Here is a 26,914-nt window from a genome sequence, read left to right as displayed (position 1 = left end):
CGTATCATGTATGCAATACGCCCCTACAAGAAACAAGGATGAGGCGGGATTCCATTGACCGATAAAGAGGGCGTATGCAATACGCCCCTACGAGAAATAACGATTTTTCGTCATTAAATTTACCACCTTGACAGGGCTAGAGCATCGGCTGACCGACTACACTAAGGGACCCAAATGCTCCCACTTTTTTTGCTTTCTACGACACCAATACACTCGGGAGCTAGAAGCGGGCCTATTGATGAAGACTCGAATAAATTAGCGACGGGTTCACAGGGGAATAGGATAAGATTAGATGAGGATTTGACTTACAATAAACCCCCAAAAATAGGAGAGAAGCTGTGTCTATTGCCGATCCGATTAAAATCATTTTAAAACTGGTTAAAATTTTTGAACAATTGGCAATCCCTTATGTGACGGAAAGTGGGTTAGCTAATGCGCTGAAAACCGACCGCCAGCTTCCCAGTTTTATCGCCCTGATTGTCGATTTGCGTCGGGATAAGTTGGGGGGATTGTTTGAGGCGGTTGAACCCAATTTCAAGGTAACAGAAGCGGCTATGCGAGAAGCGATTCGGGCGCAATCGGGTGTTACCTTAGTCCATAAAGAGACGAATATTGCGGTGAATCTGTTGCTGTTAAAAGATGACTCGTTTTGGCAGTCCCTATTTAGTCGGCGCAAGTCGATCGCGGTGCAACTCAACCCCGAACGATCGCTGTGGGTACCGTCCTTGGAAGATATTTTTCTGGAAAAACTCATCGAATATCGGGATAGCGATCGCAATGGAGATCAACTCTGGCGGGATCTCGTTTGGATGCTGAAGGTTCAGAATGAGGATTTAGACTTTGAGTATCTTCGGGAATGGGCGATCGCACTCCATACCATCGATATCTACGAGCGCGCTTTAGGGGAAGCAGGATTTGACATCCTGTAACCGGAAAAAACCGCAGTGCAATCGGATGTTAGCGCAATCAGGGGATAGCCAAATTCCCTTGATTGCTGGATAGAGACCTAAGGATAGCGACCCTAAATGAGTTTGGGATAAAAATAGCGAGCAAGATGCTCACACTTGTCTGATTCCAACTATTTTATCAGTTTAAAAACAGGGATAAATTAAGGATTTAATTAAACGAAGCCTTGACAAGGGTTATAGAAAAAAGTAGGGACATAACCTGGCTATGTCCCTACAGAATTGATGGACTAGACATCAGATTATGCTAAACTTTTAAAGCTCGGCGAGCTAATTTAGCATAAGTTTTGACCGTTTGATAGGGCATTTGTAAATCCGAGGCGATCGCCTGTAAGGATTCCCCTAATTCACGACGGGCGAGGATGGTGGCCCAGGTTTCAGCAATGTCCCGAGCGCGATCGCCCCCTTTGCGTTTCCGTTGGCCAATGAACAATTCCGTTAATTCCCCAATCCGTTCGGCTAACATTCCTTGGATAGAAGGAATCGGAATCGCTTCCTCAACGGACCATCCTAAGCGGGTTTGACCTAACCCAAAGGTGGTTTTATGTCCCGTTCCACAATAGGGGGCAAATTGTCCCAAGGTATAGAATAGCCGCTCGAATTCCGGGACTTCTCCCGACTGTCGAGATAATCCAAATTCCACCAATCCGGTAAATCCGGTAACCATGCCTTTTTTACCTGCGGCCACTTTCGCCGACTGCAATTCGTGACGGTGAATTAACACCGATTCTTCCACCCATTTTAAAAACAGGTCGCGATCGACATTCATCCCCGAGAAATCATTCCACCGGCGCAAATAACTATGAAAAACATTGGCCGGGACCGGCAGGGGGAAGTGATGTTTCTTCCGACGGAAACTCGTCGGGGTCATAAAGCTCAGTTGCAGGGTGGAAGAATTCACTTCTTGGGAAGCAAATAATTGGCGATAGGTCGTTGGCGCAATCGAAATTTTACAGGACCGAATTTCTAACGGCGCTTTCCGCAAGGCGATCGTTTCCGGTAACTGCTTCACCCACTGTTGCAAAAACTGGACAACGGGTTTAGAAAGCGCAGTCACATACCACCGATAGGTTTCTCCCGGTTGGAGTTGAAAATCTTTGCCGCAGGAGACTAATTTGCCTTCTAAACCGGAGAGGGTAAAGGGTTTTTCCGTTTGGACATCATGTAAATAGGCGGACAGTTCCGGGTCAGCTTGTCGCACTTGATCTAAAAACCAAGCGTGCAATCCAATGGTGTATTGCGCGTATAGATAATCCGCTGCCCGAGGGGTCACCTCAAAAACTAACCCGAGCAATTCTGTCTCCGCAGGCCAGGTGAGGTGAGAGGTAACGGCCTCTTTGGGGAGGGTTCTGGGGACTTCCACAGGAGTTGGGTTGGGAACATAACGAGGGGAAAGAACTTCGCGGAGGGGGGTTTTGGTGATGGGAAGGGGAGACAAGGTTAAATTGGAGATCATGGTAATTTCCTTGGGTGTAGTATAAAAAAGGTTCAGTCGCGTGAACAACGCTCAGAATGGGAATTTGCTAAAAGGTGGGGTTGGAGTTAACCCTCAATCACTTCGACACCGGGGATTAATTTTAAAAATTTGCCAAACCAACATAACAATTCCTCAAGTAAAATCAGGACAAATATGAGACCTACGAAACCTAAACAGGTCGTCATGTTTAGGGATGGTGGCAAATAGGTAGGTCCGCTTGGGCTTGGGGATGTGCTTTTAAATAATCCGTCAGCCAATTACAGCCAGTTGCCAGCAATTCATCTAATTCTTTGATGCGCCACCACCTGAGAGTATTGTCTGTTCCCACGGTGACCATTCCTTCGCCATTAGAGAGAAAGGTCATGCTCAAAACATCGGTTTCATCGGCTTTAAATTTGGCTAAAACTTGTTTTGAAAGTTGGCCTGTGAGTAAGAAAACTGTCACCGTTCCATCCGTTCCAGCCGTGGCTAAAAGTTGTCCGGTGGGATTAAAACTCAAGCTAGTGACCCACCGAGTATCACTGTTGAATTTATCCAGTTCTTCACCGGATAGAGTCCAGAGGCGAATTTTGCCATCAGCAGAGGCGATCGCCAGCCGGTCACCCTCCGGACTAAAGCTAATGCTACTAATTTGACCGTAGGGAAAGCGGATTTCATCGATTTGGTGGGTCGAGAGATTCCAAATTTGTAACAGTCCCGGTCCATTAGCGAAGGCAATTCGTTGTCCATCAAAACTAAAACTCAGGCTTTTGACTTCCCCACGGCTATGATTTAACTCCGGCTGTAGGGGTTGACCAAACCGATTCCAAAGGCGAACCGTTCCATCTTCCCCTGCGGTGGCGAGAGTCTCTCCATCCCAGCTAAAACTGAGGGTAGAAATCCGACTTTGATGGGCTTGAAAGGGGGGAATCACCGCTTGACCGGAACGGGTCCAAATTTGCACCGTCCCATCGGGTTGAGCCGTGGCAAACCGTTCACCATCGGGACTAAATCCGATCCTGAGAAATTGATTTTCTAAAGGAATTTTAGCCGATCGCACCATCATTTTAGGTGAGTTGTTGGGGACTGGTTTATCATTCTCAGATAAGAGTGCGTTGCTGGGAGTTTCAGTCACGGGAAAGGGCTGATTGCCCTGGCGGGAAATATCCCAGAGTCGGACTGTTCCATCCACTCCTCCCGTGACTAAACGCGCTCCATCGGGACTAAAGGTCATGCTGGTAATTCGATCATGACGATCGCCTTTAAATTGCTTGAGTAATACCCCTTCCAATGTCCACAGACGCACCTTGCCATCAAATCCAACAATTGCAATTTCCGCCCCATTGGGATGAAAACTCATGCTATTTACTGCACTTTGAGCAGTGTTAAACTCCGAGAGTTCTTGACCCGATAGGTTCCAAATTCTCACCGTCCCATCAAATCCAGCGGTTGCTAGTAATTCCCCGTTGGGGCTAAAGGTCATGCTGTTGACTGATGGTTGAGCATCGGGGGTAGAACTGAACTCTTGGCGGGGAGTAGTGGGAATGGTCAAAGTTGCTTGACGTTGGCCATTTAGATTCCAAATTTGCACGGTTCCCTCCACTTCAGCAGTGGCAAAGTGTTCTCCGTCGGGACTAAAGCTTACGGTATTAATTTGACGGTTCACGCTTCCTATTTCATTAAGCAACTTTCCTTGTTGATTCCAGACTCGGACTGTGCCAGTTTCTGAAGCGGTAGCGAGGCGCGTACCATCGGGACTAAAACTGACGCTATCAATCGCTTCGGTTTCGGCAGTAATCGCCCCAATCGGGGTACCATCCCGTTGCCAAATTTGGACGGTTCCATCCTCAGAAGCGGTGGCAACTTGCATCCCATCGGAACTAAACCTAACGCTATCCACAGCACTTTTATGAACTCCAATAGTCCGCAGATGCTCCCCTGCCCGCGTCCAAAGTTCCACTCGACCATCTTCTCCTCCAGTGGCCAAAAATTCTCCATTGGGACTGAAGCTGACGCTGCGAACTGCACCTTGATGTCCTCTGAGTTGATTTTTTTCATGGATTTGGTGGAGGATGGTTTGTAATGCATACAAAGGGCTAATCGTGGGATAATTGGTTAAGCGTTGATCGCCCTTCACCAGAGCTTTTAAATCTTGTCCTGCTTGCATCGCCAGTAACAAGGCTTCGAGTTCCACCCCTTCCGATTCAAACCACTTTAAAGCATTCGCCCCTTGGCGCTCAATTAACGTGCCTTTTTGGGCTTCTTTTAAGGCAATGGTCCCGCGACAGACGATAATGACGGCCAGAATGACCAGTCCCGTAATCCCCCAATAGGCTCGTTTGAGCATCCGATTGGCTTGTTGTTGGGCTTCGGTTAAAATGCGATTGGCTTCTATCTGTTTTTGGTTGGCTTCCGCTAACAGGTGAATCGCTTTTTTCTCGGCTTCTAGGGCTTTTTGAACCTCCCGTTTTTCCACCTCTTGACTGGCGGCGAGGAACTGATAGTCGCGATCGCTTAAACTATGGGTTGTCGCCCATTGTTGAGCATCCCGTAATGCCTGTCCCCGCAACAGTCGCGATTCATCCTGGCAATCCGACGCCACCCAAGCGGATAACGCTTCGGCATAAGGCCGCAAATCCGCTAATGCCTGTTCCACCCACTGCGCATTAAAAACTAAGGCATAAATGGGGTTATAAACGGTTAATTTAGAATGGCGCTTTAGGGTTAAACCGGATAGCTGCAATTCCAGTTGTTCCGGACTGTTATCAGCAGGGAGTTCTCCGGAGAGTAACACTTGCTGATAGAGTCCTAATAGCCGACTGGCCTTTTGTTCATTTCGTAACAGGCGATCGCGCAGGGTTTTTAAATGGGGGGGTTCATCCTGGGATTCCCAGTTCTCCACAATTTGCGATCGGGCCAACTCTTCCACCCGTTCGGACTCCATTCCCGCCTCAATGGGACTCTGCGCCGCTAACACCAATTGACAAAGTTTTTGAGTCAAAAATGGTTGTCCATTGGTCCAGTTTAAAATCTCCTCCAGGACCACCTCGGGGCGAGAACAGCCCGGTTCTAATCCCTCCGCCAACGGTTGCACTTCCGGGAGTTTAAATCCCTCAATTTGAATCGCTCGCCCGATATTAAACGGGGTGCGACTTTTATCCTGAATTAACTCTGTGGGGGTGGCAACCCCCAGTAAAACAAAAGTTAGCCGTTTATATTCTGGGTTTTGGGCTCGTTTATTATAACAAGCCCGAATGGCTGCAAAAAAGTCATCAATCGGAAAATTCAAGCCCAGAACACTATCAATTTCGTCGATAAAAATGACGATATGTTCCGGCATTCGCACTAGCAAAACCGACTCGATAAATTCATGCAAGCGTTGGACTGGGGAGAGTTCATCGCGATCGCGCAACCAGGTTCTAAACTCCTGGCGACTGAACAAATTAAAATAACTGACGAGAGTATGAATAATCCCGCTATACCACTGCACCGGGGTCACGTCTTTATTCCCGATCGCCGATAAATCGATCGCCGCACAAGCACATCCCTCCGCTTGGAGGGTTTGCATGGTCCGCAGTTGCAAGCTGGATTTACCCATTTGCCGCGAGGTTAGGACATAGCAAAACTCTCCCGCCTTGAGATTCTCATACAGTTCGCGATCGGCTTTACGGACCACATAAGTTGGAGAATCTGGCGGTAAACTTCCCCCGACTTGATAGTACATTGACGTCAGTTTTTTATTCATCCAGTCACCCGTCTCTACCTGCATTGGCCCTCGGTTTTAACCCTGAACAACCTCGAAAACCTTTCAGTCCTGTTTCAAAGAGCGTGAGTTACGGCAATTCAAAGTCCGTTTCTTCCAACTCACTCCCCCGACTACAGTTAATCAATCGTTCACTGGGTCGGGTTCTAAACGGAACCAACGTTCCAGCTCGGTCTTGAAAAACACTCAATAAATAACGCCCCGATCGCATCAGTGAAAATTCATAATTCGGTTGGTTTGGGCCATTAGGATAAGCCGGAAATCGAGCTAAAGCATTATCTGTATTGGGGTCAATCACCACCACATAAATTCCTCGGGAATTCTGGCGTTCAATGCCATAAATTCTGCCAGAAATAGAGCAAGCATCTTTACTTTGTTTACTCCGGACTAACCCTTGATCGGGGGTCTGGGGTTTCAACGCCAATGATGACACCCCCAAACAGTTTTCAGACCCTGCTGATGCCTGCATCCCCTGACCCCGATCAAACTCTCTACTGTCTGCACCTAAGCCAGAAGATAGCCCTAAGTTTTGGTCGTTTTCCCCAGAGCAGTTATCCGGGAAAACTCTCACGGTTTGAGAATGGACTGCTGGAGTAAAACACACCGGAATTGCAAAGGCTACCATCATGATAATTTCGGGGAGATGTTTGAGAGTCATGGAAACTGATCAGCTCCTTGAATATAACTGGCCCGACTATGGTCAAAGGCCCCTAAAACCCAATTATTCATCGAGTCTATGGCGGAAATACTGGCGATATAAATCACATCGTTCGACGGCATCATTGCCTTGAAATTTCACTAACCCCATACTATGTAATTTAAACGCCTGTTCCGAGGGCAAACGCACCGGATTCGGACTAAAAACAACTTCTTTCATGGCTCTAGCCAATGCCGGATGCTGTTCTAAATTCCAGAGGTGACGCCGCAAATGGTCGTTATAAAAACCCGCCTCGGTAGGAGCCGTTTTCAACAATTTTTCTAGGGTAATGTCTTGTCGAGCGATATGATAGAGCGCCAACCGCACTAAAAAGGGGTGCCCTCCTACCATATTCATAAGACGATTGACGTCGGTTTCGCACCAATTGATTCCATACCGCTGGGCTAAATCTTGGACGAGATTGGGGGTAAATTCCGGTAATTCAATCGGTAATCCCACGTTAAAGGGGGATTGATTGATATTCATGGGAATGTAAACTTCGGTGGAATGAACCACGACTAAGCGAAGTTTTTTCCAAATCTCGCGCCGTTTTGATTCTTCGTGCCATGCTCGCAATAAGCCAAAAAAGTCATCGGCAATATCCGGATGTTGAAAAACCCGGTCTACTTCATCGAGACATAAGGCTAAAGGGGTATGAATTTCTTGGAGAAGATAGTCTTCAAAGTAGGATTTGCAGTTGACATTACTGCCTAAAAAATCATCCCAATATTCGGGAAGTTGATTGGGGAGTTGTAACTGCTGACCGATATAGGCACAGAACCATTGTAAGAATTTATCCAGACTGGCAAATACCCCTTTATCAGCTAGGTGAAAGCTCAAATGAACCGGACGATAGCCATGATTGGCCGCATGATTGAGAATGCGAGCCATTAAAGAAGTTTTGCCCATTTGTCGCGGTGCTTTGATGCGAATCAGCGCACCGGGTTGCAAAATCATTTCATAACAGCGCTCTTCGATCGGGCTACGATTGACGTAAAAGGGAGAGGCTAAATCCACTTGTCCTTCCGGGAGTTCCGGTCCAGCAAAGGGGAGGGGACGACCATCGGCACTTTCCCAGGTGGGGGTTAAGGCGCTGATGACGGCAGATTCTACCGCAATTTGCCGGGGGAGACTACCCGTGTCGATCGCCTGTAGCACTTCGCTGACGATCGCCGGGGTATCGATGGGCGATCGCCACTCGCGCTGGGGTACACCTTGTAATAAAACGCGCAGATCGTAGCTTACCGGAGAATCCGTCGGCCAATTGATCCGAATCGCGAACATATCCGGTGTGCCATCTTTGCGGGTTTCTCGCACTTCTCGGGCGAGGCGCACTTCTTCAATTAAGAGGTCACTAAAGGCGGATTGTCCGGAGAGCAACAGTAACAAGCGATCGCAAGCTTGGAGTTCCTGTTGCAGTTGTAGCAATCCGTTCTCTCCTGACTGGGGATGAGTCCCCGCGAGGATCAGTTGATGACCCGCACTGGCGATCGCCTGGGTTAACGGCGTCAGGAGTCGTTCATCCGGTTGGCGATCGCCGAAAAATAGGGCAACTTTCCGACTCACCATTGCTGCTGTCGAGACAGGGGCGATCGCACTTGATGTCTCCGGTAACACCCGCGAGTCTGCACCTCTGGCGGTGGGCGAACCAAGATTCACCTCCAAACCGGGTAACGCCGAGGCGCGATGTTGCACCCAGCGTTGATCCAGAAATGCTCGCAGTTCGCTTTCCTTCCCGCGAGTCCCCCCTTCAATGCCAAATTTTTTATAAACTTGACCCATCCGTTTGAGGCAGGCTCCTTTTGAAGTTTCTACCTGTTCGGCAATATCTTCATAATCCTGATCCTCGGCAAACCGTAGCAAAAAGACTCGCTCCTGATCGGGAGAAAGCTGATGCTGATGAGCGATCTGAGTTAGGAACTCGCGGGAAAACACCGATTTACTGCCCCTTTAACGATACAATAACAGAGACTCTGTTATCCTCGGATAGTTCCTCGGTTTCAGAGGGTATCCCAGAATTCTGCTCCATTTATAAGATATCTTACTACAAAACCGATGAGTGATCCGGATTAATCCAGTTTTTTTCAGAGGGTGCAGCCCCTATTCCGGGAAAAAAGTGCAGTTGTAGAGGATAGGCCCTCTAGTTACAGAGGCTAAGGGGTGTCGGTTTTATGACAATGGGGACCCCACTCCGCCCTTCCTAGGCCGAGGGGCGAGTTTTCAGAGGATGGTTTCAGGGAACTCCAAGTCATCTATAGCGTTTCCCTTAGTTATGAGGTGCATTTGTGGAGTGCGAGCATCTTGCTCGCTATCGTCAAGAGCGAGCAAGATGCTCGCACTCCTCATGAGTCGCACCCTTTCGGAAAAATCCCTGACTGTTGATAGAGGTGAGCGAATGGGCGATCGGCTAGGATTAACTGGAATAAAGCGAACCTCTATGAATGGTTAGAATAATTTGGATGCCCTATAGCATGGGTCAATTTGCCATGAAGTTTTAGTTCGCTGTTATTCTTGAATTTCTAACAGTGAATAATGAATTCCGATGGACAATCAATTTCCCTTCTCTGGATTTATCTCCCCTAAGCGCTTTCTTCCCGTCGAGGAAACCGTCTTGTCTCAGGATAATTTTTCCGACTCGGCCATTGGGGGAAAGGGCTTCAAAATCCTTAATTGGAATGTGGCTAAAAATAATAATACTTCTAAATGGGCTAATGATTTTTATCAAATTGTGGAGAGTCATCAGCCTGATTTAATCTGTTTTCAAGAAATTGAATTAAATAAAAATACTCAAAAGATTTTAGCATTAGAGTCAATGGGATGGAGATTTGCTCCAAATTTTGTCGATTTTTATTACAATACTTATTGTGGAATTTTAACCGCATCTAAAGTTCAGCCGGTTGCCAGTCGAGCCATTCTGACGCCAGCATTTGAACCCGTTACCAATACTCCGAAGGTTTCGCTCATTGCTGAATATCCCTTAAAGGAAACGGGACACATACTCTTAGTGGTGAATACTCATGCGATTAATTTTGTCAACCTCAGTAAGTTTAAATCCCAACTCCAGAAACTAGAAGCGGTTTTAGGCGATCGCCGGGAACCGTTGATTATCTGTGGAGATTTTAATACCTGGAGTCAAGGGCGGTTTAATTTGTTGAAGTTGATGGCAAACCGACTCAATTTAATGCCGGTGCAGTTTTCGAGAGAGGACCGAGCTAAACTTAAAACATTTTTGGGGTCGCCGCCTTTAGATCATATTTTTTATCGGGGGTTAACGCCAAAACTGCATACCGCGAAGGTTTTAGATAAACTGTACTCCTCGGATCATCAACCGATGGTCGTGGAATTGGCCCTTGTCCTGTAACCTAGAAAAAGTCAATCAGAAGATGCGCTAAATAGGGAAACTGTGGATTTAAATTATATGGCATTGGCGACTGCAATCATCGTCGCCTTTTATGGAGTGGGATTGATGACGGCAGGTCATGCAGTCATGACGGTGCGATCGGCCCGGGGTGCGGTCGCTTGGGCAATTTCTCTGGTTACCTTTCCGTTTATTGCCATTCCCCTGTATTGGGTGTTGGGAAATCACAAATTTTATGGATATGCCGATGCTCATCGCTATGCTGACCGCGAATATCGGTGGATTAGTCAACAAGTTTATCAGGATATTCAAGAATTTTCCTCAGCTGAACCAGACGAGTTTACAGAGTTTTCCCAATTAGCCGATGGATTAACGCAACTCCCTTTTACTTCAGGGAACGCGGCGACTTTACTCATTGATGGAACCCAAACCTTTCCCGCGTTGTTAGCGGCGATGGATGCCGCGCAGGATTACATTTTAATTCAATTTTACATTGTGCGTGAAGATGAAATTGGTAATGCTTTTAAGCAAAAAATGATTATAAAAGCCAGGGAAGGAGTGCGGGTTTATTTCATTTATGATGCGATTGGTTGTTATGCCCTTTCTGCTGAATATTTACGGGAAATCAGAAGTAGTGGAGTTTGGGTTACTTCCTTTAATAGTACCAAACGGAGACGAAACCGATTTCAGATTAATTTTCGGAATCATCGCAAAATCTTAATTGTTGATGGCAAACAAGCTTTTATCGGGGGGTTAAATCTGGGAAAAGAATATTTGGGAAAAGACCCCCGTCTGAGCCCTTGGCGCGATACTCATTTAGAACTTAAAGGTCCCTCGGTGCAATGCGTTCAAATCGCTTTTCTGAAAGACTGGTATTGGGCGGTTCGAGAAATTCCCGAGGTCGATTGGACGATTCAACCCGATCCGGAGAATCAAACGGCGATCGTTGTGCCGACAGGTCCCGGAGATCAACTCCCCGCTTGTACCCTGTTTATGGTGAGTCTGATCAATGCCGCCCGGAGTCGCTTGTGGATCGCGAGTCCCTATTTTGTGCCGAATGAATCGGTCCTCACTGCTTTAAAATTGGCCGCATTGCGTGGGGTAGATGTGCGAATCTTATTACCCAATCGCCCGGATCATATCCAAGTTTATCTCGCTTCCTTATCCTATATCACAGAAGTAGAACGCACGGGAGTTAAGCTGTATCGCTATCGTCCGGGATTCATGCACCAGAAAGTCTTCCTCATCGATCGCACTCTGGCCGGAGTCGGAACCATTAATTTAGATAATCGCTCCTTTGAACTCAATTTTGAAATTATGGCTTTTGTAGCGAATCCTCGCTTTGTTACCGATGTTGAAACGATGCTGAAAACTGATTTTGATAATGCCTATTTAGTGGATCATGCTCAACTTGACCATCGAAAAATTTGGTGTCAATTGGCGGTGCGGGCGGCCCGTTTAATGTCGCCTATTCTTTAGGGAAGGTTGGGCCGAAGTCGGGGATTTTTTTCCTTCCTGTATTTAACATTAAATCAAAAATGTAGAGGCGATTCGCGATTCGCCTCTACATTTTTGGGAAATTCTCAAAATCTGCATAAGTCCAGTCTTGCTAACATAGGGAGCAAGATGCTTCCACTGCTTATTCCACTCCTGAATGTTCGGGGCATAATGAGTTAGATTGACTCGAATCAAACCCTTACTGATTCCAGACAAAGACCTGGGCTTCATATTCACCCAAATCGAGCACTAATTGGTTATCGTGAGATTCAATATCGTAGTTTCTCGTCCACTCGTGCCATTTCCCATTATCGGGAAAGTCGGGAATGGTATAACCGCCGAGAAAATTACCGGAAAAATTGGCAACAACGACGACTCGTGACCCTTCCTCATTCCATCGAATATAAGCCAGAACTTGATCGTCGGGATTTTCGTGGATAAACTCGATATTTTCGCTTTGAATGGCATGATTCTGCCTGCGTAAGGCGATTAACCCTTTATAATAATCAAACAAACTGCGGTTACGTTCGTTGTCTAAGAGATACCATTTGAGTTCACAGCTTTGATTGGGATGTTCGCAGCTATCTTGACCAAATTCTTGACCCATCCACAACATGGGAATGCCAACGGTGGTCATTAAAATAGCTGCCCCTAATTTAGTTCGACAAAAAGCATGATCATCAAAAATGCCTCGATCGCCTAACAAGTTGAGGATTCGATCGTGGTCATGGTTGGATAGGTAGTTAATCACATTGGTTGAGTCTTCATACCCCTGGGTTTTGCAATCTAGGACCTCCTTGAGTTGGTCCAGGTCTAAGGTATCATCATTGCAGATAAAGTCTACTAAGAAGTAGTGAAAACTCTCATGCCAACAGCCATCCATCGGTCCTTCAAACCGGGCATATTTCGGTTTTTCGGGGATATGTTCTCCGATATTATAAAAGGGTTTAGGGCCAGCGGTTTCTCGGGCCAGGTTGGCAATCCAATGTAAATAGTCCCAATTCGCCAGTTGACTCAAGGCATCATAGCGCATTCCATCAATGTGATATTCTTGAATCCAGTACCGCACAACATCTCCGGTAAAGGACCAAGCGGGACGAATATCTAAGTTAGAATCATGATGATCATAGTTAAATTCGGGACCCCACCAATTGTTATCATCATCGGGATAATGCTTATAGTGATAGTACCAGTAATCCCGGTCTATTTTTAATAATGGGCAATCATCATGGGAATGATTAAATACCATGTCCATAATCACCCGAATTCCCCGGGCATGACACTCATCGATTAGGCGCTTCAATTCGTCAGAGGAACCGTAATGAGGGGCGGGGGCAAAATAGTGCTGGACGAGATAACCCCAGCCTTGGTCTCCTGCCATGACGGGCATTAATTCAATGGCATTAATCCCTAAGTCTGCTAAATAATCTAATTTTTCAATAGTGGATTTAAAACCGCCTCGATCTAGGTCTTCTTTTTGCCCACAAAAGTTACCCAGCAGCATTTCATAGATGACCAACTCCCCATTACTCGGTAAGGGAACGCGATCATGGTTCCAGACATAAGTATCAACGATGGGTTCGCCGTCTTTAATGCGGATAATCCCATTTTGGCCGGTTTTATCAATTTCCTTGGCATAAGGGTCGATCGCATACACCCAGGAATCCGGGTCTAAATATTCGGTTTTAGTCTGAACTCGGAATTTATACTCATAAACCCCATCTTCGAGGTTGACTGAAGTGCGAAAATAACCCTGGTCGTCTTTTTCCATCGGAATGTTTTCCCATTTGGAAAACGAGCCGATCAGTGCGGCCCCTTTATTATAGGGTGCAAACAACTTAAATTCAATCGCATTAGCCATTAAAGTTCTCTCTTTTTGTAAAAACATAAATCCGCAGCAAAAACCATTTGTTGTCCGTTGAGACACCTTATGAGTTTGCTTAAAGGTGGTATGGGTCCAAAGAAGGGAAGACTTTATACGAGACTCCTTCTTCCATCCAGGGGGAAATTGTCTGCTCGATTTAGCTGACCTTTTCTGGCAGGGGACGAAGACGCTCTATTGAGTACCTTTTTGGGTCATGATAGAAATGATAACTCAATTTAATTGTCAGGACTCTCTAACTCAAGAAAGTATCACCTATCTATCGGAAGTTAGATCTTTAGGCCAAGTTGGCGGATGGGGAACAAAAACCCAGGGGTCAAGATTCGGGTTAGGCGATCGCCCTTGGATGATCCAAGGGTGAGTAAAAGGAGAAGGTTTTACTGGGGAGTGGGTGCCCAGGCAGCCAGATATCTCCTCAGCCGTTAAAATGGAACGATTGATAAAAACACCACTCGCACCGAGTTAACCGTCAACTGTATTAACGTCATGGAATTTAAAAGTCCTGCTTTTTTCATTGGGAATACCCTTCCGTTTGAACATACCTGCGATGGTGAAAAGACTTCTCCACCCCTGAGTTGGGACTCCCCCCCGGCTGGGACCATTAGTTTTGTGCTGATTATGGAGGACCCGGATGTGGCTACGCGCAGCTTAACCCACTGGCTGGCTTATGATATTCCGGCGAATATTCGTCACCTGCCTCACGGAGTGCCAAATGAACCGAGACTGGAACGCGGCGGAGTCCAGGGAAAAAATGATTTTGGCACGTTAGGATATAGTGCACCTTGTCCAGAAGAAGGAACCCACCGCTATTTTTTCAAACTGTATGCCTTAGATACTCTCCTCAGTCTGGAACCGGGGGCCAGCAAAGCGGAGGTGAAATCTGCAATGGAAGGTCATATTTTAGGGGCAGTGGAACTGATGGGACGGTATGGTAGAACGGGTTAATTGAGACCGGATGGGCGAGGGGTCCCAGCTAGGGGCCGATCGCCTCGCCAGATTTACCCCGAATTTGGGTAGCCTATCCCACTCCTGGAGTACCTGAGCCAGGTTAAACTATCGGTAAAGTCCAACCCGATGGTGTTCTGATGGCGAAGGTCTACAGTACGCAGGAGTTAATCGAAATTTTAGAACAGGAGCGCCGCGCTTGCCTCAGAGGGGAGCGTTTGAACTTGTCGGCGACTCCGGCGATCGGGCTGCCAGTGGTTGACCAGTTCCTCAAACCGGAAGGTCTGCAAAAGTTTACGGCTTATCAGGATTTTAAGGCAGCCGTGCATGATTATCAGCGATCGCACCAGGTGTCGGGTCTGATTTCCCATGAAATTACCCTGAAAGGCAAAACCCTCTCCTATCCCCAACTCCACGATCAGTTGATTGCACTGCCGGAGGACCTGGAGACTTTGAAAGCGGCAAAACCTGCGCTGTTGTCGTTTTGGTTAGAAGTCACCGAAGGCATGGATTTGTATCTGCGGGTGAATAATGGGTTAAACGATCGCCAAATTTCTAAAGCGGATGTGGAGGCGATCGCCCTTAAAACTGAATGGGCGACCCTATTTAAATGGGAAAAATCCGACTTCTTGGAAATTCTCCTACAACTGGGATGGGGTAAACCGGAAGAGGCATCCTATCGGCGATCGTGGCCCGAATCCGGGACGGAAGACATTCATGCGGTTAATCCTGGCAATCAACCCATTTGTTAGCAACAACCTGCACCCTAAAGGATTCTGTTGGCAAATCATGAAAGAGACCTCTCCCCGGCCCTCTCCTACGAGGAGAGGGAGCTAGAAGGAATAAATATCTTGCCTGTACGGGGCTTTCCGGCTCCCCCTTCCCTCCTAGGGAAGGGGGTTGGGGGGTTAGGTCTCCCCGATAACCAACCGCGTCCTTCAGGGTGCGGGTTTTTACTCTAATTTCTCAGTTCCCCATTTTGCCAACTGCCCTCGACGCGGGTGCCGTCGGCATAAATATAGATGCCGGTTCCGTGTTTTTCACCTTCAGAAAATTGACCTTCGTAGCGATCGCCATTGGCATAGATACAGCTTCCAGTCCCGTGAAACTTCCCGTCGGAAAATTCCCCTTCACAGCGATCGCCATTGGCAAAACTGTAAGTACCTTGACCACTAAACTGACCATCTTGAAACGTACCAGAATAACTATTCCCGTTGGCAAAGGTAAACACCCCTTCCCCATTAAATTTGCCATCGGCAAATTCCCCTTCATACTGATTGCCATTTTCAAAGGTCAAGGTTCCGCGTCCTTGGGGTTTGCCATTAACAAACAGCCCTTGATAACGGTTGCCATTGGTAAATTCCCGGACTCCTTCCCCATTAAATTGACCCTCCCTAAATTCCCCCTCATAGCGACTGCCATCGGCAAAGGCGAAAACTCCCCGGCCTTCGGGTTTACCATTGACAAACGGTCCTTCATAGCGATCGCCATTGCTATACTCCCGCGCCCCTTGACCATTTAATTGGCCTTCGGTAAATTCGCCCTCGTACCGTCCGCCATCGGCAAAGGTATAAATTCCCTGACCTTGGGGTTGACTATTCACCAATTCCCCTTCATAACGATTGCCATTGGCATATTCACAAGACCCTTGACCGTTGAGTTTACCCTCGGCAACGGTTCCCGTGCAGCGGTTGCCATTGGGAAAGACAAAAGTGCCGCTACCGGCAGGAGACCCTTCTACAAATTCTCCCTCGAATCGGATGCCATTCCCAGAAGTATAGGACCCGGTGCCGTGAAACTTGCCATCTTTAAATGCACCTTCGTAGCGGTTGCCATTGGCAAATTCCCGGACTCCGGTTCCATTAAATTGACCATTACTAAATTCGCCTTCATACCGACTATTATCGGCAAAGGTATAAATGCCTCGGCCATGAGGTTGGCCTTCTTTAAAGTCTCCCTCATAGCGATCGCCATTGGCATAAGTGCAGACTCCCGGACCGCTAAGTTTGCCCTCTTGCAGTTCTCCCTCACAACGCCCGCCATCGGGTAAGGTGACCACACCTGCGATCGCAGGCCAGGGGAGAGTCAAGGTCAAGGCGATGGACAGGGGAATTCCGAATGAATGGATAGAACGAAGCATAGATAAATTCAGGGTAAACAACATTAAGTTAGGAGTTGGGGTTTTGGGTGACGGTGAAATGAGATGAATCACCCACCGCACCCCATCATTTAGGACTCCTCTAAACGGAAGGGAATTCTCACAAGCTTATTTTGCTGACCACGATCTGACTGCTCAAATTTCCAATTCCTAATCGTGTCCATTGCTGAGTCATCCAAGGCCGAATGTCCACTGGATTCTTCTAATCGCACATTGGTGACATTTCCGGAGGGGTCAATATCCACACTCAGTAAGACCACCCCTTCCCATCCAGATTCTCGGGCAATTCTCGGATAGCTGGGTTTCCCGCAACGACGGCAGTCTACTGATCCGGACCCATCTGGGGAACCGTTGGGCGAACCGGCAGGCCCTCCGGAATTAGCACCCGGATCCATCGGCCCGATGTTGCCGCCAAAGGGTTCGGATGCCGTATCATAATCACTGTTTCCCGTCCCGGTGGAGGGGGAAGTTGAGGAGGTATTTGTCCCGCTAGAGTAGGGGTTGGCAGCGGTTTCTAAATCATTCAAAAAGTCAGAACCCGTCTCACCACTCCCGGGGTTCGGGTTGATGGCAGCAGATTCGGCAATACGCGGTGGTGCACTATTGGCATTAGGGTTGAAGGGTTCATCGAGTCCCAAATCACTGTTACTATTCCAATTAGAAGGGGCGCTGTTTTGATTGTCCTCTATTCTCGGTGCAGGGTTATTCTCTTCTAGTTGTGAGAACAAGTCGGGATTGCCGGTATTCTCGGGTCTGGGGTTGAGGACGGGACTGTTGGGGGTGGGTTGGATATTCGGGTTGAAGGGTTCCTCGGGGGTGTCGTTGATGTTGTCATTCCAAGGCGACTGCGCGGTGGGGTTGAACTCCTCTAGAGCAGGGGTGGCGTCCGAGTTGGGAAACTCAGTCAGCAACTCCTCGCCAGGGGTTTCAGGTAAACTGCTGGTGACTGGGGGTTCTAGGGGACTTGGTTCGTTTAAGGGTTCATTGAGGGGCCGGATATTTTCAGCAAACGGATTCGACGCGGCAACCTCTTGATCGTCCAAGGCGATCGGTTGATTCGTGGAGTTAAAGTCGTTCATCCAGTCAGATTCGGGATCAGGCGGTTGCGGAACCGAACTCACCACTGGGGGATCCGGTAGTCTGTCCACCGGATTCACCTCGGGTAGGGGTTCTAAATTTTGGGTCTCGGGTTCCTGGGCGATCGGCGGACTTTCCAGCGGTTCCAGGGGCGCGGGTTCGGACAAAGAAGGTGCTTCCTGGGGTATTAAGGGTGCCGGACTCGGTGCAGGTTCCGGCGTCGGTTCCGGCATGAAGGGTTCGGGAACTGGCGTCGGTTGCTCTTGCAGGAAAGGTTCCGGTTCCAGCAGGGGTTCCGGTTCCGGCAGGGGTTCCGGTTCGACCATTTCCGGTTCCGGCAGAGGTTCGGGTTCCGGCAGGGGTTCGGGTTCCGGCAGGGGTTCAGGTTCGGGAAGAGGTTCCGGTTCGACCATTTCCGGTTCCGGCAGAGGTTCGGGTTCGGGTTCCGGTTCTGGGAGAGGTTCGGGTTCGGGTTCCGGTTCTGGGATTGCTAATGCTTCCGGTTCTGGCGGTGGCGGGTCCTCCTCCGGTTCGGGTTCGGGTTCGGGTTCCTCAAGAACGATAAACTCAATGGGTTCTTCGATCGCCTCGGGCGATGCCGTCATCATCCAGTTCGCCATCAATGGCAAGAAAACCAAATGCACCACGGCGGAACCAACCAGGGTCCATCCAATCAGGGTCTTGATTTGCTCCTCTTGTTGTTCTCGCTGTGCCGCAGAAACGGTAGAAAAAGTCATGCCTGCTAGATCTCCTCAGAACAAAGGTGTGGACAACAGGGGCAAGGGTCGCTCTGTCCTGTTTCTCCAACACCCAAAAAATGCCGGAGTAACACCCTTTAAAGTTTTTAGCACTATTGAAAGTTATTAGCAATAGCTGATTAAAAAAATTCAAAGAAAGTCAGCCAATTGAGATGAACAGAACCAGATTAAACCCTATTTGACCGCTTTACAATAAGGGAGGAATTTTGTCAAGGATTTGTTGTGAACTTAGGGAATAGCGCTGTAACCATCAGGGGGAGATGATTTTCGCGCTTTTGCCGGTAGTGCAAGTGAGGAAAATATAATTTTTGATGAATGTGAGGATTAGAGGGATTCTTGGATAGTGAGTTGCAATTAGGGATTTCGTTTTTAAGAAGTTTTTTCAAAAAGTAGATTGAAACCCGGGAAAGGGCTGGATTCAGAGACAAAAATAGTGCAGATTATACTTCCTGAGTCCAGAAAATCGGCAACTGAAGTCGAGAACAACTGTCTTGGATGTCTTCAACCCATTCCAGTTCTGGGGATCAACCCTCTGGGTTGAGAACCCCGATTTAAGCCGAGTCGGCTGTTTGTTCAGAACTTGAAACCTGCTCAGAGAAAGAGAATTGCCCGTTGTGTTACCTGATTAAAAGTGGGTTTAATCGGATCGAGACAAGGGTTCGGCACTGCCCACCCTACTTTCTGGCACCGGAGGGGAGTATTCTGGAAAGAGTCCCTTATTTGCCGTGCGATCGCAACTGGGAATCAAAGATGATTTCCCAACCCTGGAGCAATCCGCGCTCTACCCACCCAGGAAACCCGATAAACTAATCGGTAAACTCCCGTTACGCTTAACTCTTATTGATAATGATGAACCGAAAATTATTTTTCACCCTGTTAGGGGCCGTCGCCCTGGTCCTCTGCCTCCTCGGTGCCGGGGGCTTCTATGAAATCCTTGCCACCGGACCCGTCGCCTTATTGCGCGGACCCGTGGAAACCCGGGTTGAGGCAGCGATGTTTGTCCCCCGACAAGCCCCTCTGATGACCTCTCTCTTAGTCAATGTGGACAAATTAGAAGATGTGGGACGATTGGCAGTCGCCCCCAAATTGCGCTTTCAAGTCCGGAAGGAATTTGACAAGATTAAAAATGGAGTCCTCGCCAATACGGATTTAAACTATCACAAGGATATCGAACCTTGGCTTGGGGATGAAATTACCTTTGCTGTTACCAGTTCCGACTTCGATCGCGAACAGGGGAATGGACGGCAAGCGGGGTATTTGCTGGCGGTGGAAACGAAAAGTCCTCAACGTAGCCGGGATTTTTTAGAGGTATTGTGGTCCCAGAATGCCAGTAATGGGGTAGAGGTCGCCGTTGAAAATTATCAAGGGGTGAAGCTGATTTATCGCCAAACTCCTAGCAATGCAGATTCAGGGGGAAATTGGGCCTCTGCGGTGGTGGGCGATCGCTTCGTGTTGTTTGCCAATCATCCGAAAGTGCTGCGAGATGCCATTAATAATGTCCAAGCTCAAAATCTCAGCCTCAAGGGAAATCCCGCCTATCAAGAGGCACTCGCCAATATGTCATCCGGGGGAATTGGACTCAGTTTTATCAACGTCGAGCAATTTACCGCCTGGATTAGCGATCGCCCTGGGGAAACCGGCCTCAAACCCCCCTCTGAGCGCGTTCTCGCCGCCGAAACCTCCCCCAGCTTAGGAATAGCCCTGGGGTTAAATCGCCAGGGACTGCTGGCCCATACCATCTGGAATGGTAACACCGCCACGGAATGGGCAACGAGTTTACCGAGTTTATTGGGACCTGTCCAGGCATTGCAATATCTGCCAGAACAGACTGCTTTTGCGATCGCCGGTGCCGATTTGAATCAGTTATGGTTGGCCCTAGAAGAAGGATTTCCCGAATCTGGGGCGGTGGGTGAAATTTTGCGGCAACCTGTAGCAATGGTGCGATCGCGCTGGGGATTGGATTTACCCGAGGCCATTTTTAACTGGGTGCAAGGGGAATATGCGATCGGTTTATTACCGAAATCCTCAGTGGAAAACGTGGATAATCCTGGATTGGCTTGGATTTTTGTTGCCCAGAAATCTGGGGAAACTGCTGTCAAAGGGATTGAACAATTAGATGCGATCGCCCAAGAACAAGGGTTCAGCGTCGGGCCCGTCTCCTGGGGGAATCGCCCGATTTCCACCTGGACGAAATTAACCACCAAACCCGTCCCCACCAAGGCAAAAGGGAACACACCGTTACAGATTGCCGCTGATGTTCGCGCCGTGCATACGGAAATTGGGGCTTATGAGATTTTTGCCAGTTCCCTAGAAACCTTAACAGCGGCGATCGATGCCCCAACAACGGGTTCAATTTTAAGTAATCCTGACTTTCAGAGTGCGATCGGTCCCCTTCCCGAATCCAATTACGGTTATTTCTACCTGGATTGGTTGGCCTCTGAAGAAAGCTTAACCCGTCGCTTCCCGGTTCTGCGATTAGTCACCCTCGCCGGAAAACCCCTATTCCAAAGGTTGCAGTCCATTTCCCTGAGTTCACCGGCACCGGCGATCGACCCGGGGATAGAATTACTGCCGGTTAACGGGTCTCCCTTAGCTGACTTGTTCATCCGCCTGGGTTCGTGATCCAAACCGATAAACCGGCGGGTGTTCAAACGATGGGCGGCCTGTAGAGGCGATTCGCGAATCGCCTCTACGTCGGATTTATCCGACATCTTGCACCTGTTGCAACACCTATAGGGGTTTGAACCCCCGCCGGATCCGGCAACCGACCCACATCCCCACACTCGGGCAACCAACCAACATCCCCACACTCGGGCAACCAACCCACATCCCCACACCCAGGCAACCAACCCACATCCCCACACCTGGCCGAACCGATCCACCGACGGTAATTTAAACCCCTGCCCAATCCTAAATTTCTCAATAAAAAAAAAGCAAATAGACGATGTAAAATTAATCTTATCCCTCCAATTCCAGGACTTACCACCCGAGGATATTTTTAAGAGGATGACCCAATCGTTAGAATTCTGCTTTCTTGTGCGTAAGTCCTGAGTTCATTAATTTTCCGCCTAACACCCAACCCATTAGGATTGACCCGTGACGACTACCCAAACTCCAACTCCACAAAGTCCAATTAGTGAATCTGTAGAAGACCAACGCGATCGCCCATTGATTGACCGCGAGACCATTCTGATTTTAGACTTTGGTTCTCAGTATTCCGAACTGATTGCCCGTCGGATTCGGGAAACCCAGGTTTATTCTGAGGTTCTCTCCCATCGCACTGACGCTGCAACTTTACGAAAACTCAATCCCAAAGGGATTATCTTATCCGGGGGTCCCAACTCCGTTTACGATGAAGGGGCTCCCCTGTGTGACCCAGAAATTTGGCAGCTAGGCATCCCAGTCCTGGGAGTCTGCTATGGAATGCAACTGATGGTGCAGCAGCTTGGGGGCCATGTGGCCCGGGCAGAAAGAGCAGAATATGGTAAAGCATCGTTGTACATTGACGACCCCACGGATTTGCTCACCAATGTGGAAGAAGGTTCCACCATGTGGATGAGTCATGGTGACTCGGTACTGCGGATGCCAGAAGGGTTTGAACGACTGGCGCATACCGAGAATACTGAATGTGCCGCCATCGCCAACCATGAGAAGCAATTATATGGCGTGCAGTTTCATCCGGAAGTTGTCCATTCCCAAGGGGGAATGCCCCTAATTCGCAACTTTGTCTATCATATTTGCGAATGTCAACCCACCTGGACAACGGCCACCTTTGTCGAAGAATCGATTAAAGATATTCGGGAGCAAGTCGGGGACCGTCGGGTATTATTGGCCTTATCCGGTGGGGTGGATTCTTCCACCTTGGCGTTCTTGTTGCACAAGGCGATCGGGGACCAACTGACCTGTATGTTCATCGATCAAGGGTTCATGCGGAAATATGAACCGGAACGCTTAGTCAAGCTGTTTCATGAGCAGTTTCATATTCCTGTTGCTTACGTCAATGCGCGCGATCGCTTCTTAGCTCAAATTGACGGGATTACCGACCCGGAAGAAAAGCGCAAACGGATTGGACATGAGTTCATCCGGGTGTTTGAAGAAGAATCCAAACGTCTGGGACCCTTCGATTTTCTGGCCCAAGGCACTCTCTATCCCGATGTGATTGAGTCGGCAGATACCAGCATTCCCTCCCAACCGGGTCAACGGGTAGCGGTGAAAATCAAGAGTCATCACAATGTCGGTGGGTTACCGGATGACCTCTGTTTTAAATTGGTGGAACCCCTGCGGAAACTGTTTAAAGATGAAGTCCGCAAAGTCGGGCGATCGATTGGGTTACCCGAGGAAATCGTTCAACGTCACCCCTTCCCCGGTCCTGGGTTAGCGATTCGCATCCTTGGGGAAGTCACCGCAGAACGGTTAGATATCCTGCGGGATGCCGATTATGTAGTTCGTCAGGAAATTAATCGCCAGGGACTCTACCATGATTTTTGGCAAGCGTTTGCCGTCTTGTTACCCATCCGCAGTGTGGGAGTCATGGGGGACCAACGGACTTATGCTTATCCCATCGTGTTGCGCTTGGTGTCCAGTGAAGATGGCATGACCGCAGATTGGTCACGGGTTCCTTACGACTTGTTGGAAACGATTTCTAACCGCATCGTCAATGAAGTGCGCGGGGTGAATCGGGTGGTTTATGACATCACCTCCAAACCGCCTGGAACTATCGAGTGGGAATAAACTACTTAAATAGGACTTACGCATATTTTGAGAATCCAACCTCAATGACTCTGTTGGCGAATCAAGAAAGAGACCTCTCCCCAAACCCCTCCCCTAAGAGGGGAGGGGCTTTCCGGCTCCCCCTTCCCTCAGAGGGAAGGGGGTTGGGGGGTTAGGTCTCCCTTTAACCAACAAAGTCCCTAAATGTAGGGGCGATTCGCGAATCGCCTCTACATTTAGGGGTAATGCGTAAGTCCCATTCAAGCTGAGTTATGCGGTTTGGAGTTTTTAAGAGGGGGAGAGCACCCCGGTTGAGTCTTCCTCCTCTGTAGAGAACTCCAATCAGACAAAAATCAGACTGTCATAAGGCGGCAAATGCCGCCTTATGATTGGAATTCGGTAAATTTTCGGATGTCATTGTCAGCTAGATATGCTGCATTAGTAATAAGTCGTCATAAAATCTGCGGCAATCTGAGCTGATGTTTTATGGGCGATCGCACCCTAGAATGGACAGATGGCAAAGTAGCTACTCCGCTACCCCATCTCTAACAGTTTCCAACCACAATTAGGAGGAATAACAGAGGAGGTGATAGTTTTTATGGCCCCGGCAACCTATTCTCAATTTATCAGATTTCTGCAAGAAGAACTCGCCATTTCCACCGCGTCGATCGCCTTCGCGGAGCGGATTTGCGGAACTTTTGGCCTCCATAGTCGCGAACTAGACTACAGCACCTTACCAATGGTGCTCTGGCAGTATGGATTTGTCACCATCGACCAACTAGAGCGCATCTTTGACTGGCAAGAAACCACCCCCACCACTACCTGAACAGGTAGTCCACAAGCAATCATAAGGAGGATGATTTAGGGATGAATGAACCCGATTTTATGTGGTTTTACGTCTCATTGAACAGAAAAATAAATTCCCAAAAAGCCGAGGAGAAAAAACCTCGGCTTTTTAATTAGGAAAAACCCCATCCCCTCAAAAAGTGGGGCTTTTTCTGATTTCTAGGGGAGTATAAATTAGCCCAACCTAGGGAAGGTGGCCTATACCTAAAGGCATAAAAAAGCAGAATCCCTCCGAAATTTCACCAGGTTTTTAAAATTCACTTCTAACATGGGGATCAGAGGCTACCAAATAGTAAAGATTCCAATTCATCAGAGGTTAACCATGAGCCAAACCCTTATAACATTAACTGATTCCGTAAAAACAGCGGTCAAAGAAGCCGCCTCAGAACAAACAGGAATTTCCCCCTACCAACTCCAAATCGTCCAAGCTGAAAAGCACACTTGGCCGAATGGCTGCCTCGGCATCGCCGAACCCGACGAATTATGCAGCCTAGCCAAAGTAGAAGGATGGCGAGTCGTCATCGAAAATCAAGAGGACGGACATAAGTGGGTGTATCGAACCTCCTTAGAAGCCGAAGAGATCCGCTTAGAGGATCAATATATCTATAGCGGTAACCTACCCCCCGAGGTATTCGAGGCAGTGATGGAAGATGCCTCAGCGCGATCGCACCTCCCGAAAAACCAACTAGAGATCCAGCAAGAAGAACGCAAAACCTGGCCCAATAATTGCTTAGGACTCCCCGACCCCAACGAGGGTTGTGTGGAAATGCTAGTAGAAGGCTGGCGAGTCGTCATCTCTCACGAAGACCAAACCTGGGTCTATCGCACATCCACCAACGCCGGTGAGATTCGTTTAGAGCCCTCCAATTCTTAGAAGATAAGAAACGGGGTTTCTGTGCCAGATTTTGTATCCTATATAAGAATCTGGCCCGAGGTATATTAAACGCTCAATGTAGAGGCGATTCGCGAATCGCCTCTACATTGATTTGAGCGATGAGAGATGCAAATGCCCTTAATTGCGGTACAATTGTAAGCGCAGAAAATTTAGTATGAATTGGACTACCCATATTAGGAACCCAAGGAGACATAAAAGGCATGAATCCCCAAGAAGTTGGATATATAACCGATTCAGAGGGCAAGCTAACGGCTGTCGTTGTTCCCATTGATTTGTGGAGGCAAATTCTCCCTCAAGACAACCCCTCCCTCGAAACCATGACAGAAAATATCGAAGACTATTGCCTAAACAAAGCAATGGATGAAGCCAAAGAAACACCGCTTCTCAGCCGCCAGCAAGCCCTTGAATTTTTAGGAGAGGATGAAGATTGAATATTGAGTATAGGACCCTGTTTTTGAAAGATTTAAAAAAACTCAATAAACAGGAAATTTATTCATTTATTTATTTATGAATTGGTTTTCACCACCTTACCAGAAACAGCATCTCTTCAAGATTTACCGAATGTTAAGGCTTTAGCGGGAGCATCCAACCGATATCGTATCCGAGTTGGCAATTATCGGATTGGTTTTGAGGTCAATGGAGACCAGATAGAAATGATGCGAGTTCTGCACCGTAGGGACTTTTATCGGTATTTCCCTTAAAGAGACTCGGAGAAACTGTGTTGCACTAGAGAGTTGAATGAGACTCAGATGGTCAGTATCCAGAATATACATCAGATTTGAATCACTTTATTGGGCAATTTTGCGCCATTCTTGTCCGAGTTGAATCACCGCTTCAAATGTAGAATCATTGGCGTGACTCCCGGCAATGCGTTCCCACCAGGGTTTTTGTGGTGGGGTGACAGTGGCTAAGATTTGTTTAATTTCAGTGAGTTCGAGTTCCAAACTTGTGACTCGTGCTTCGATGGGTTGGGGTTGATTTTGGGTGGATTCCAGGGTCATAGTCAGGGTTGAGTTTTCAGCTAATTGGACTCTCCGGATGATTATAACTCATCTTTTCAGGGAAGAAACCAGGTTTCTAGCCCCCAGAAAAGAAACGGGGTTTCTGGCAGCATCTTTATTCCTTCACAAAGATTTCAGAAAGAAACCGGGTTTCACCAGTGGCAGGGATGGGGTAGAATGAAGGTTGTATCCTAAACGGCACCATGCTAACCACGGAAACCGAAATCTTAGCTATCCTTCGCAACCTTCCCCAACCTGCCCTGGAAGAAGCCAAAATATTCTTAGACTTTTTAGCTTGGCGGTATCAAAACCCCTCGCCTAAAGGAGCAAATGTAATCGCCAGTCTGCGGGGAAAAGCCACAGGGGACATGACCACTGATGAGATTCTCAATTTAACGAGGGGTGAGGAATGACGGATTTCCTCGTCGATAGCAATATAATTTTGGATGTGTTAACAGAAGATCCCCAGTGGTTTGATTGGTCAGCAGCGCAACTGGCTGATTGTGCCGAAACTGGAACACTGCATATCAACCCAATTATTTATGCAGAAGTCTCCATTGGTTTTAAAGAAGTAACGGAAGTCGAATCCGTATTACCTTCTAGCTTGTTTCACAGAGACGGATTACCTTATGAGGCGGCATTTTTAGCGGGTCAAGCCTTTTTACAGTATCGTCGCCGGGGTGGTGTGAGGCGATCGCCCTTACCCGATTTTTATATCGGCGCTCATAGCCTCTTCTGTGGCTACACCCTGCTAACTCGTGATGCCACCCGTTACCAAACCTATTTCCCAGAACTTATCCTCATCAGTCCCTAAGTTAAGTTGCAACAACCGGCGGGGGTTAAAACGATTGGCGGCCTGTAGGGGCGCTTCGCGAAGCGCCCCTACGTCGGTTGAAACCGACTGAA

Annotated in this window: 21 protein-coding genes; 13 read left to right on the top strand and 8 right to left on the bottom strand. The window is 48.1% G+C overall.

Annotation, left to right across the window (positions count from 1 at the left end; genetic code table 11):
• Positions 1 to 338: 338 nt before the first annotated feature.
• The gene (locus tag NG833_RS14220) at positions 339 to 929 is read left to right on the top strand and encodes a hypothetical protein (RefSeq protein WP_254565947.1); all 591 of its coding nucleotides are present in this window, start codon (positions 339 to 341) and stop codon (positions 927 to 929) included.
• A 283-nt stretch (positions 930 to 1,212) separates the two neighbouring features.
• Here NG833_RS14220 and cas6 read toward each other — a convergent pair whose 3' ends face one another.
• The 4 genes from cas6 to NG833_RS14200 all read right to left on the bottom strand — a co-directional run bounded on the left by cas6 (position 1,213) and on the right by NG833_RS14200 (position 8,816).
• On the bottom strand, positions 1,213 to 2,421 hold the full coding sequence (gene cas6 / locus NG833_RS14215) for a CRISPR-associated endoribonuclease Cas6 (protein WP_254565946.1): 1,209 nt from the start codon (positions 2,419 to 2,421) through the stop codon (positions 1,213 to 1,215).
• 208 nt (positions 2,422 to 2,629) lie between these two features.
• Positions 2,630 to 6,166 carry an AAA-like domain-containing protein gene (locus tag NG833_RS14210; protein ID WP_254565945.1) on the bottom strand — a complete coding sequence of 1,179 codons (3,537 nt, stop codon included), beginning with the start codon at positions 6,164 to 6,166 and terminating at the stop codon, positions 2,630 to 2,632.
• Between the two features lie 88 nt (positions 6,167 to 6,254).
• Entirely contained in the window at positions 6,255 to 6,812 is a 558-nt protein-coding gene (locus tag NG833_RS14205; RefSeq protein ID WP_254565944.1) for a hypothetical protein, read from the bottom strand.
• Positions 6,813 to 6,905: 93 nt separating this feature from the next.
• A complete protein-coding gene (locus tag NG833_RS14200; protein ID WP_254565943.1) occupies positions 6,906 to 8,816 on the bottom strand; it encodes an AAA-like domain-containing protein in 1,911 nt (636 codons plus the stop codon).
• 607 nt (positions 8,817 to 9,423) lie between these two features.
• Here NG833_RS14200 and NG833_RS14195 point away from each other — a divergent pair.
• Positions 9,424 to 10,242: an endonuclease/exonuclease/phosphatase family protein gene (locus NG833_RS14195; RefSeq protein ID WP_254565942.1), complete on the top strand. Its 819-nt coding sequence runs from the start codon at positions 9,424 to 9,426 to the stop codon at positions 10,240 to 10,242.
• 42 nt (positions 10,243 to 10,284) lie between these two features.
• Entirely contained in the window at positions 10,285 to 11,718 is a 1,434-nt protein-coding gene (gene cls / locus NG833_RS14190; RefSeq protein WP_254565941.1) for a cardiolipin synthase, read from the top strand.
• A 217-nt stretch (positions 11,719 to 11,935) separates the two neighbouring features.
• Here cls and NG833_RS14185 read toward each other — a convergent pair whose 3' ends face one another.
• The gene (locus NG833_RS14185) at positions 11,936 to 13,597 is read right to left on the bottom strand and encodes an alpha-amylase family glycosyl hydrolase (protein ID WP_254565940.1); all 1,662 of its coding nucleotides are present in this window, start codon (positions 13,595 to 13,597) and stop codon (positions 11,936 to 11,938) included.
• A 507-nt stretch (positions 13,598 to 14,104) separates the two neighbouring features.
• Between NG833_RS14185 and NG833_RS14180 the strand changes: the two genes are divergently transcribed.
• Positions 14,105 to 14,563 (top strand): YbhB/YbcL family Raf kinase inhibitor-like protein, encoded by a 459-nt coding sequence (locus NG833_RS14180; RefSeq protein ID WP_254565939.1) that lies wholly within the window; start codon positions 14,105 to 14,107, stop codon positions 14,561 to 14,563.
• A 140-nt stretch (positions 14,564 to 14,703) separates the two neighbouring features.
• Positions 14,704 to 15,315 (top strand): hypothetical protein, encoded by a 612-nt coding sequence (locus NG833_RS14175; RefSeq protein ID WP_254565938.1) that lies wholly within the window; start codon positions 14,704 to 14,706, stop codon positions 15,313 to 15,315.
• Between the two features lie 206 nt (positions 15,316 to 15,521).
• Here NG833_RS14175 and NG833_RS14170 read toward each other — a convergent pair whose 3' ends face one another.
• Entirely contained in the window at positions 15,522 to 16,703 is a 1,182-nt protein-coding gene (locus NG833_RS14170; RefSeq protein WP_254565937.1) for a hypothetical protein, read from the bottom strand.
• A gap of 89 nt (positions 16,704 to 16,792) precedes the next feature.
• Positions 16,793 to 18,535, bottom strand: coding sequence for a TonB family protein (locus tag NG833_RS14165; RefSeq protein ID WP_254565936.1), 1,743 nt, complete (start codon positions 18,533 to 18,535; stop codon positions 16,793 to 16,795).
• Positions 18,536 to 19,402: 867 nt separating this feature from the next.
• Here NG833_RS14165 and NG833_RS14160 point away from each other — a divergent pair.
• The 6 genes from NG833_RS14160 to NG833_RS14135 all read left to right on the top strand — a co-directional run bounded on the left by NG833_RS14160 (position 19,403) and on the right by NG833_RS14135 (position 25,708).
• Complete coding sequence (locus NG833_RS14160; protein WP_254565935.1) at positions 19,403 to 21,178, top strand: DUF3352 domain-containing protein; 1,776 nt, start codon at positions 19,403 to 19,405, stop codon at positions 21,176 to 21,178.
• A 474-nt stretch (positions 21,179 to 21,652) separates the two neighbouring features.
• Positions 21,653 to 23,287 carry a glutamine-hydrolyzing GMP synthase gene (gene guaA, locus NG833_RS14155; protein ID WP_375293912.1) on the top strand — a complete coding sequence of 545 codons (1,635 nt, stop codon included), beginning with the start codon at positions 21,653 to 21,655 and terminating at the stop codon, positions 23,285 to 23,287.
• 577 nt (positions 23,288 to 23,864) lie between these two features.
• Complete coding sequence (locus tag NG833_RS14150; protein WP_015151158.1) at positions 23,865 to 24,092, top strand: DUF2949 domain-containing protein; 228 nt, start codon at positions 23,865 to 23,867, stop codon at positions 24,090 to 24,092.
• A gap of 342 nt (positions 24,093 to 24,434) precedes the next feature.
• A complete protein-coding gene (locus tag NG833_RS14145; protein WP_254565934.1) occupies positions 24,435 to 24,986 on the top strand; it encodes a hypothetical protein in 552 nt (183 codons plus the stop codon).
• Between the two features lie 221 nt (positions 24,987 to 25,207).
• Positions 25,208 to 25,438, top strand: coding sequence for a hypothetical protein (locus tag NG833_RS14140; protein WP_254565933.1), 231 nt, complete (start codon positions 25,208 to 25,210; stop codon positions 25,436 to 25,438).
• An 81-nt stretch (positions 25,439 to 25,519) separates the two neighbouring features.
• Entirely contained in the window at positions 25,520 to 25,708 is a 189-nt protein-coding gene (locus NG833_RS14135) for a type II toxin-antitoxin system RelE/ParE family toxin (RefSeq protein ID WP_305884993.1), read from the top strand.
• A gap of 87 nt (positions 25,709 to 25,795) precedes the next feature.
• Here NG833_RS14135 and NG833_RS14130 read toward each other — a convergent pair whose 3' ends face one another.
• On the bottom strand, positions 25,796 to 26,008 hold the full coding sequence (locus NG833_RS14130) for a hypothetical protein (protein ID WP_254565932.1): 213 nt from the start codon (positions 26,006 to 26,008) through the stop codon (positions 25,796 to 25,798).
• 203 nt (positions 26,009 to 26,211) lie between these two features.
• On the opposite strand from NG833_RS14130, the gene NG833_RS14125 reads away from it, so the two are divergent.
• Both NG833_RS14125 and NG833_RS14120 read left to right on the top strand, forming a co-directional pair.
• Positions 26,212 to 26,421 (top strand): transcriptional regulator, encoded by a 210-nt coding sequence (locus tag NG833_RS14125; RefSeq protein WP_254565931.1) that lies wholly within the window; start codon positions 26,212 to 26,214, stop codon positions 26,419 to 26,421.
• Positions 26,418 to 26,822 carry a type II toxin-antitoxin system VapC family toxin gene (locus NG833_RS14120; RefSeq protein ID WP_254565930.1) on the top strand — a complete coding sequence of 135 codons (405 nt, stop codon included), beginning with the start codon at positions 26,418 to 26,420 and terminating at the stop codon, positions 26,820 to 26,822. Before NG833_RS14125 ends, NG833_RS14120 begins: the two co-directional genes overlap by 4 nt.
• Positions 26,823 to 26,914 lie beyond the last annotated feature (92 nt).

The organism is Oscillatoria sp. HE19RPO (assembly GCF_024220515.1).
Lineage (GTDB): Bacteria > Cyanobacteriota > Cyanobacteriia > Cyanobacteriales > Laspinemataceae > Laspinema.
Note: the sequence above shows the minus strand (reverse complement) of the source record. Positions and strands in the feature narration are given on the sequence as shown.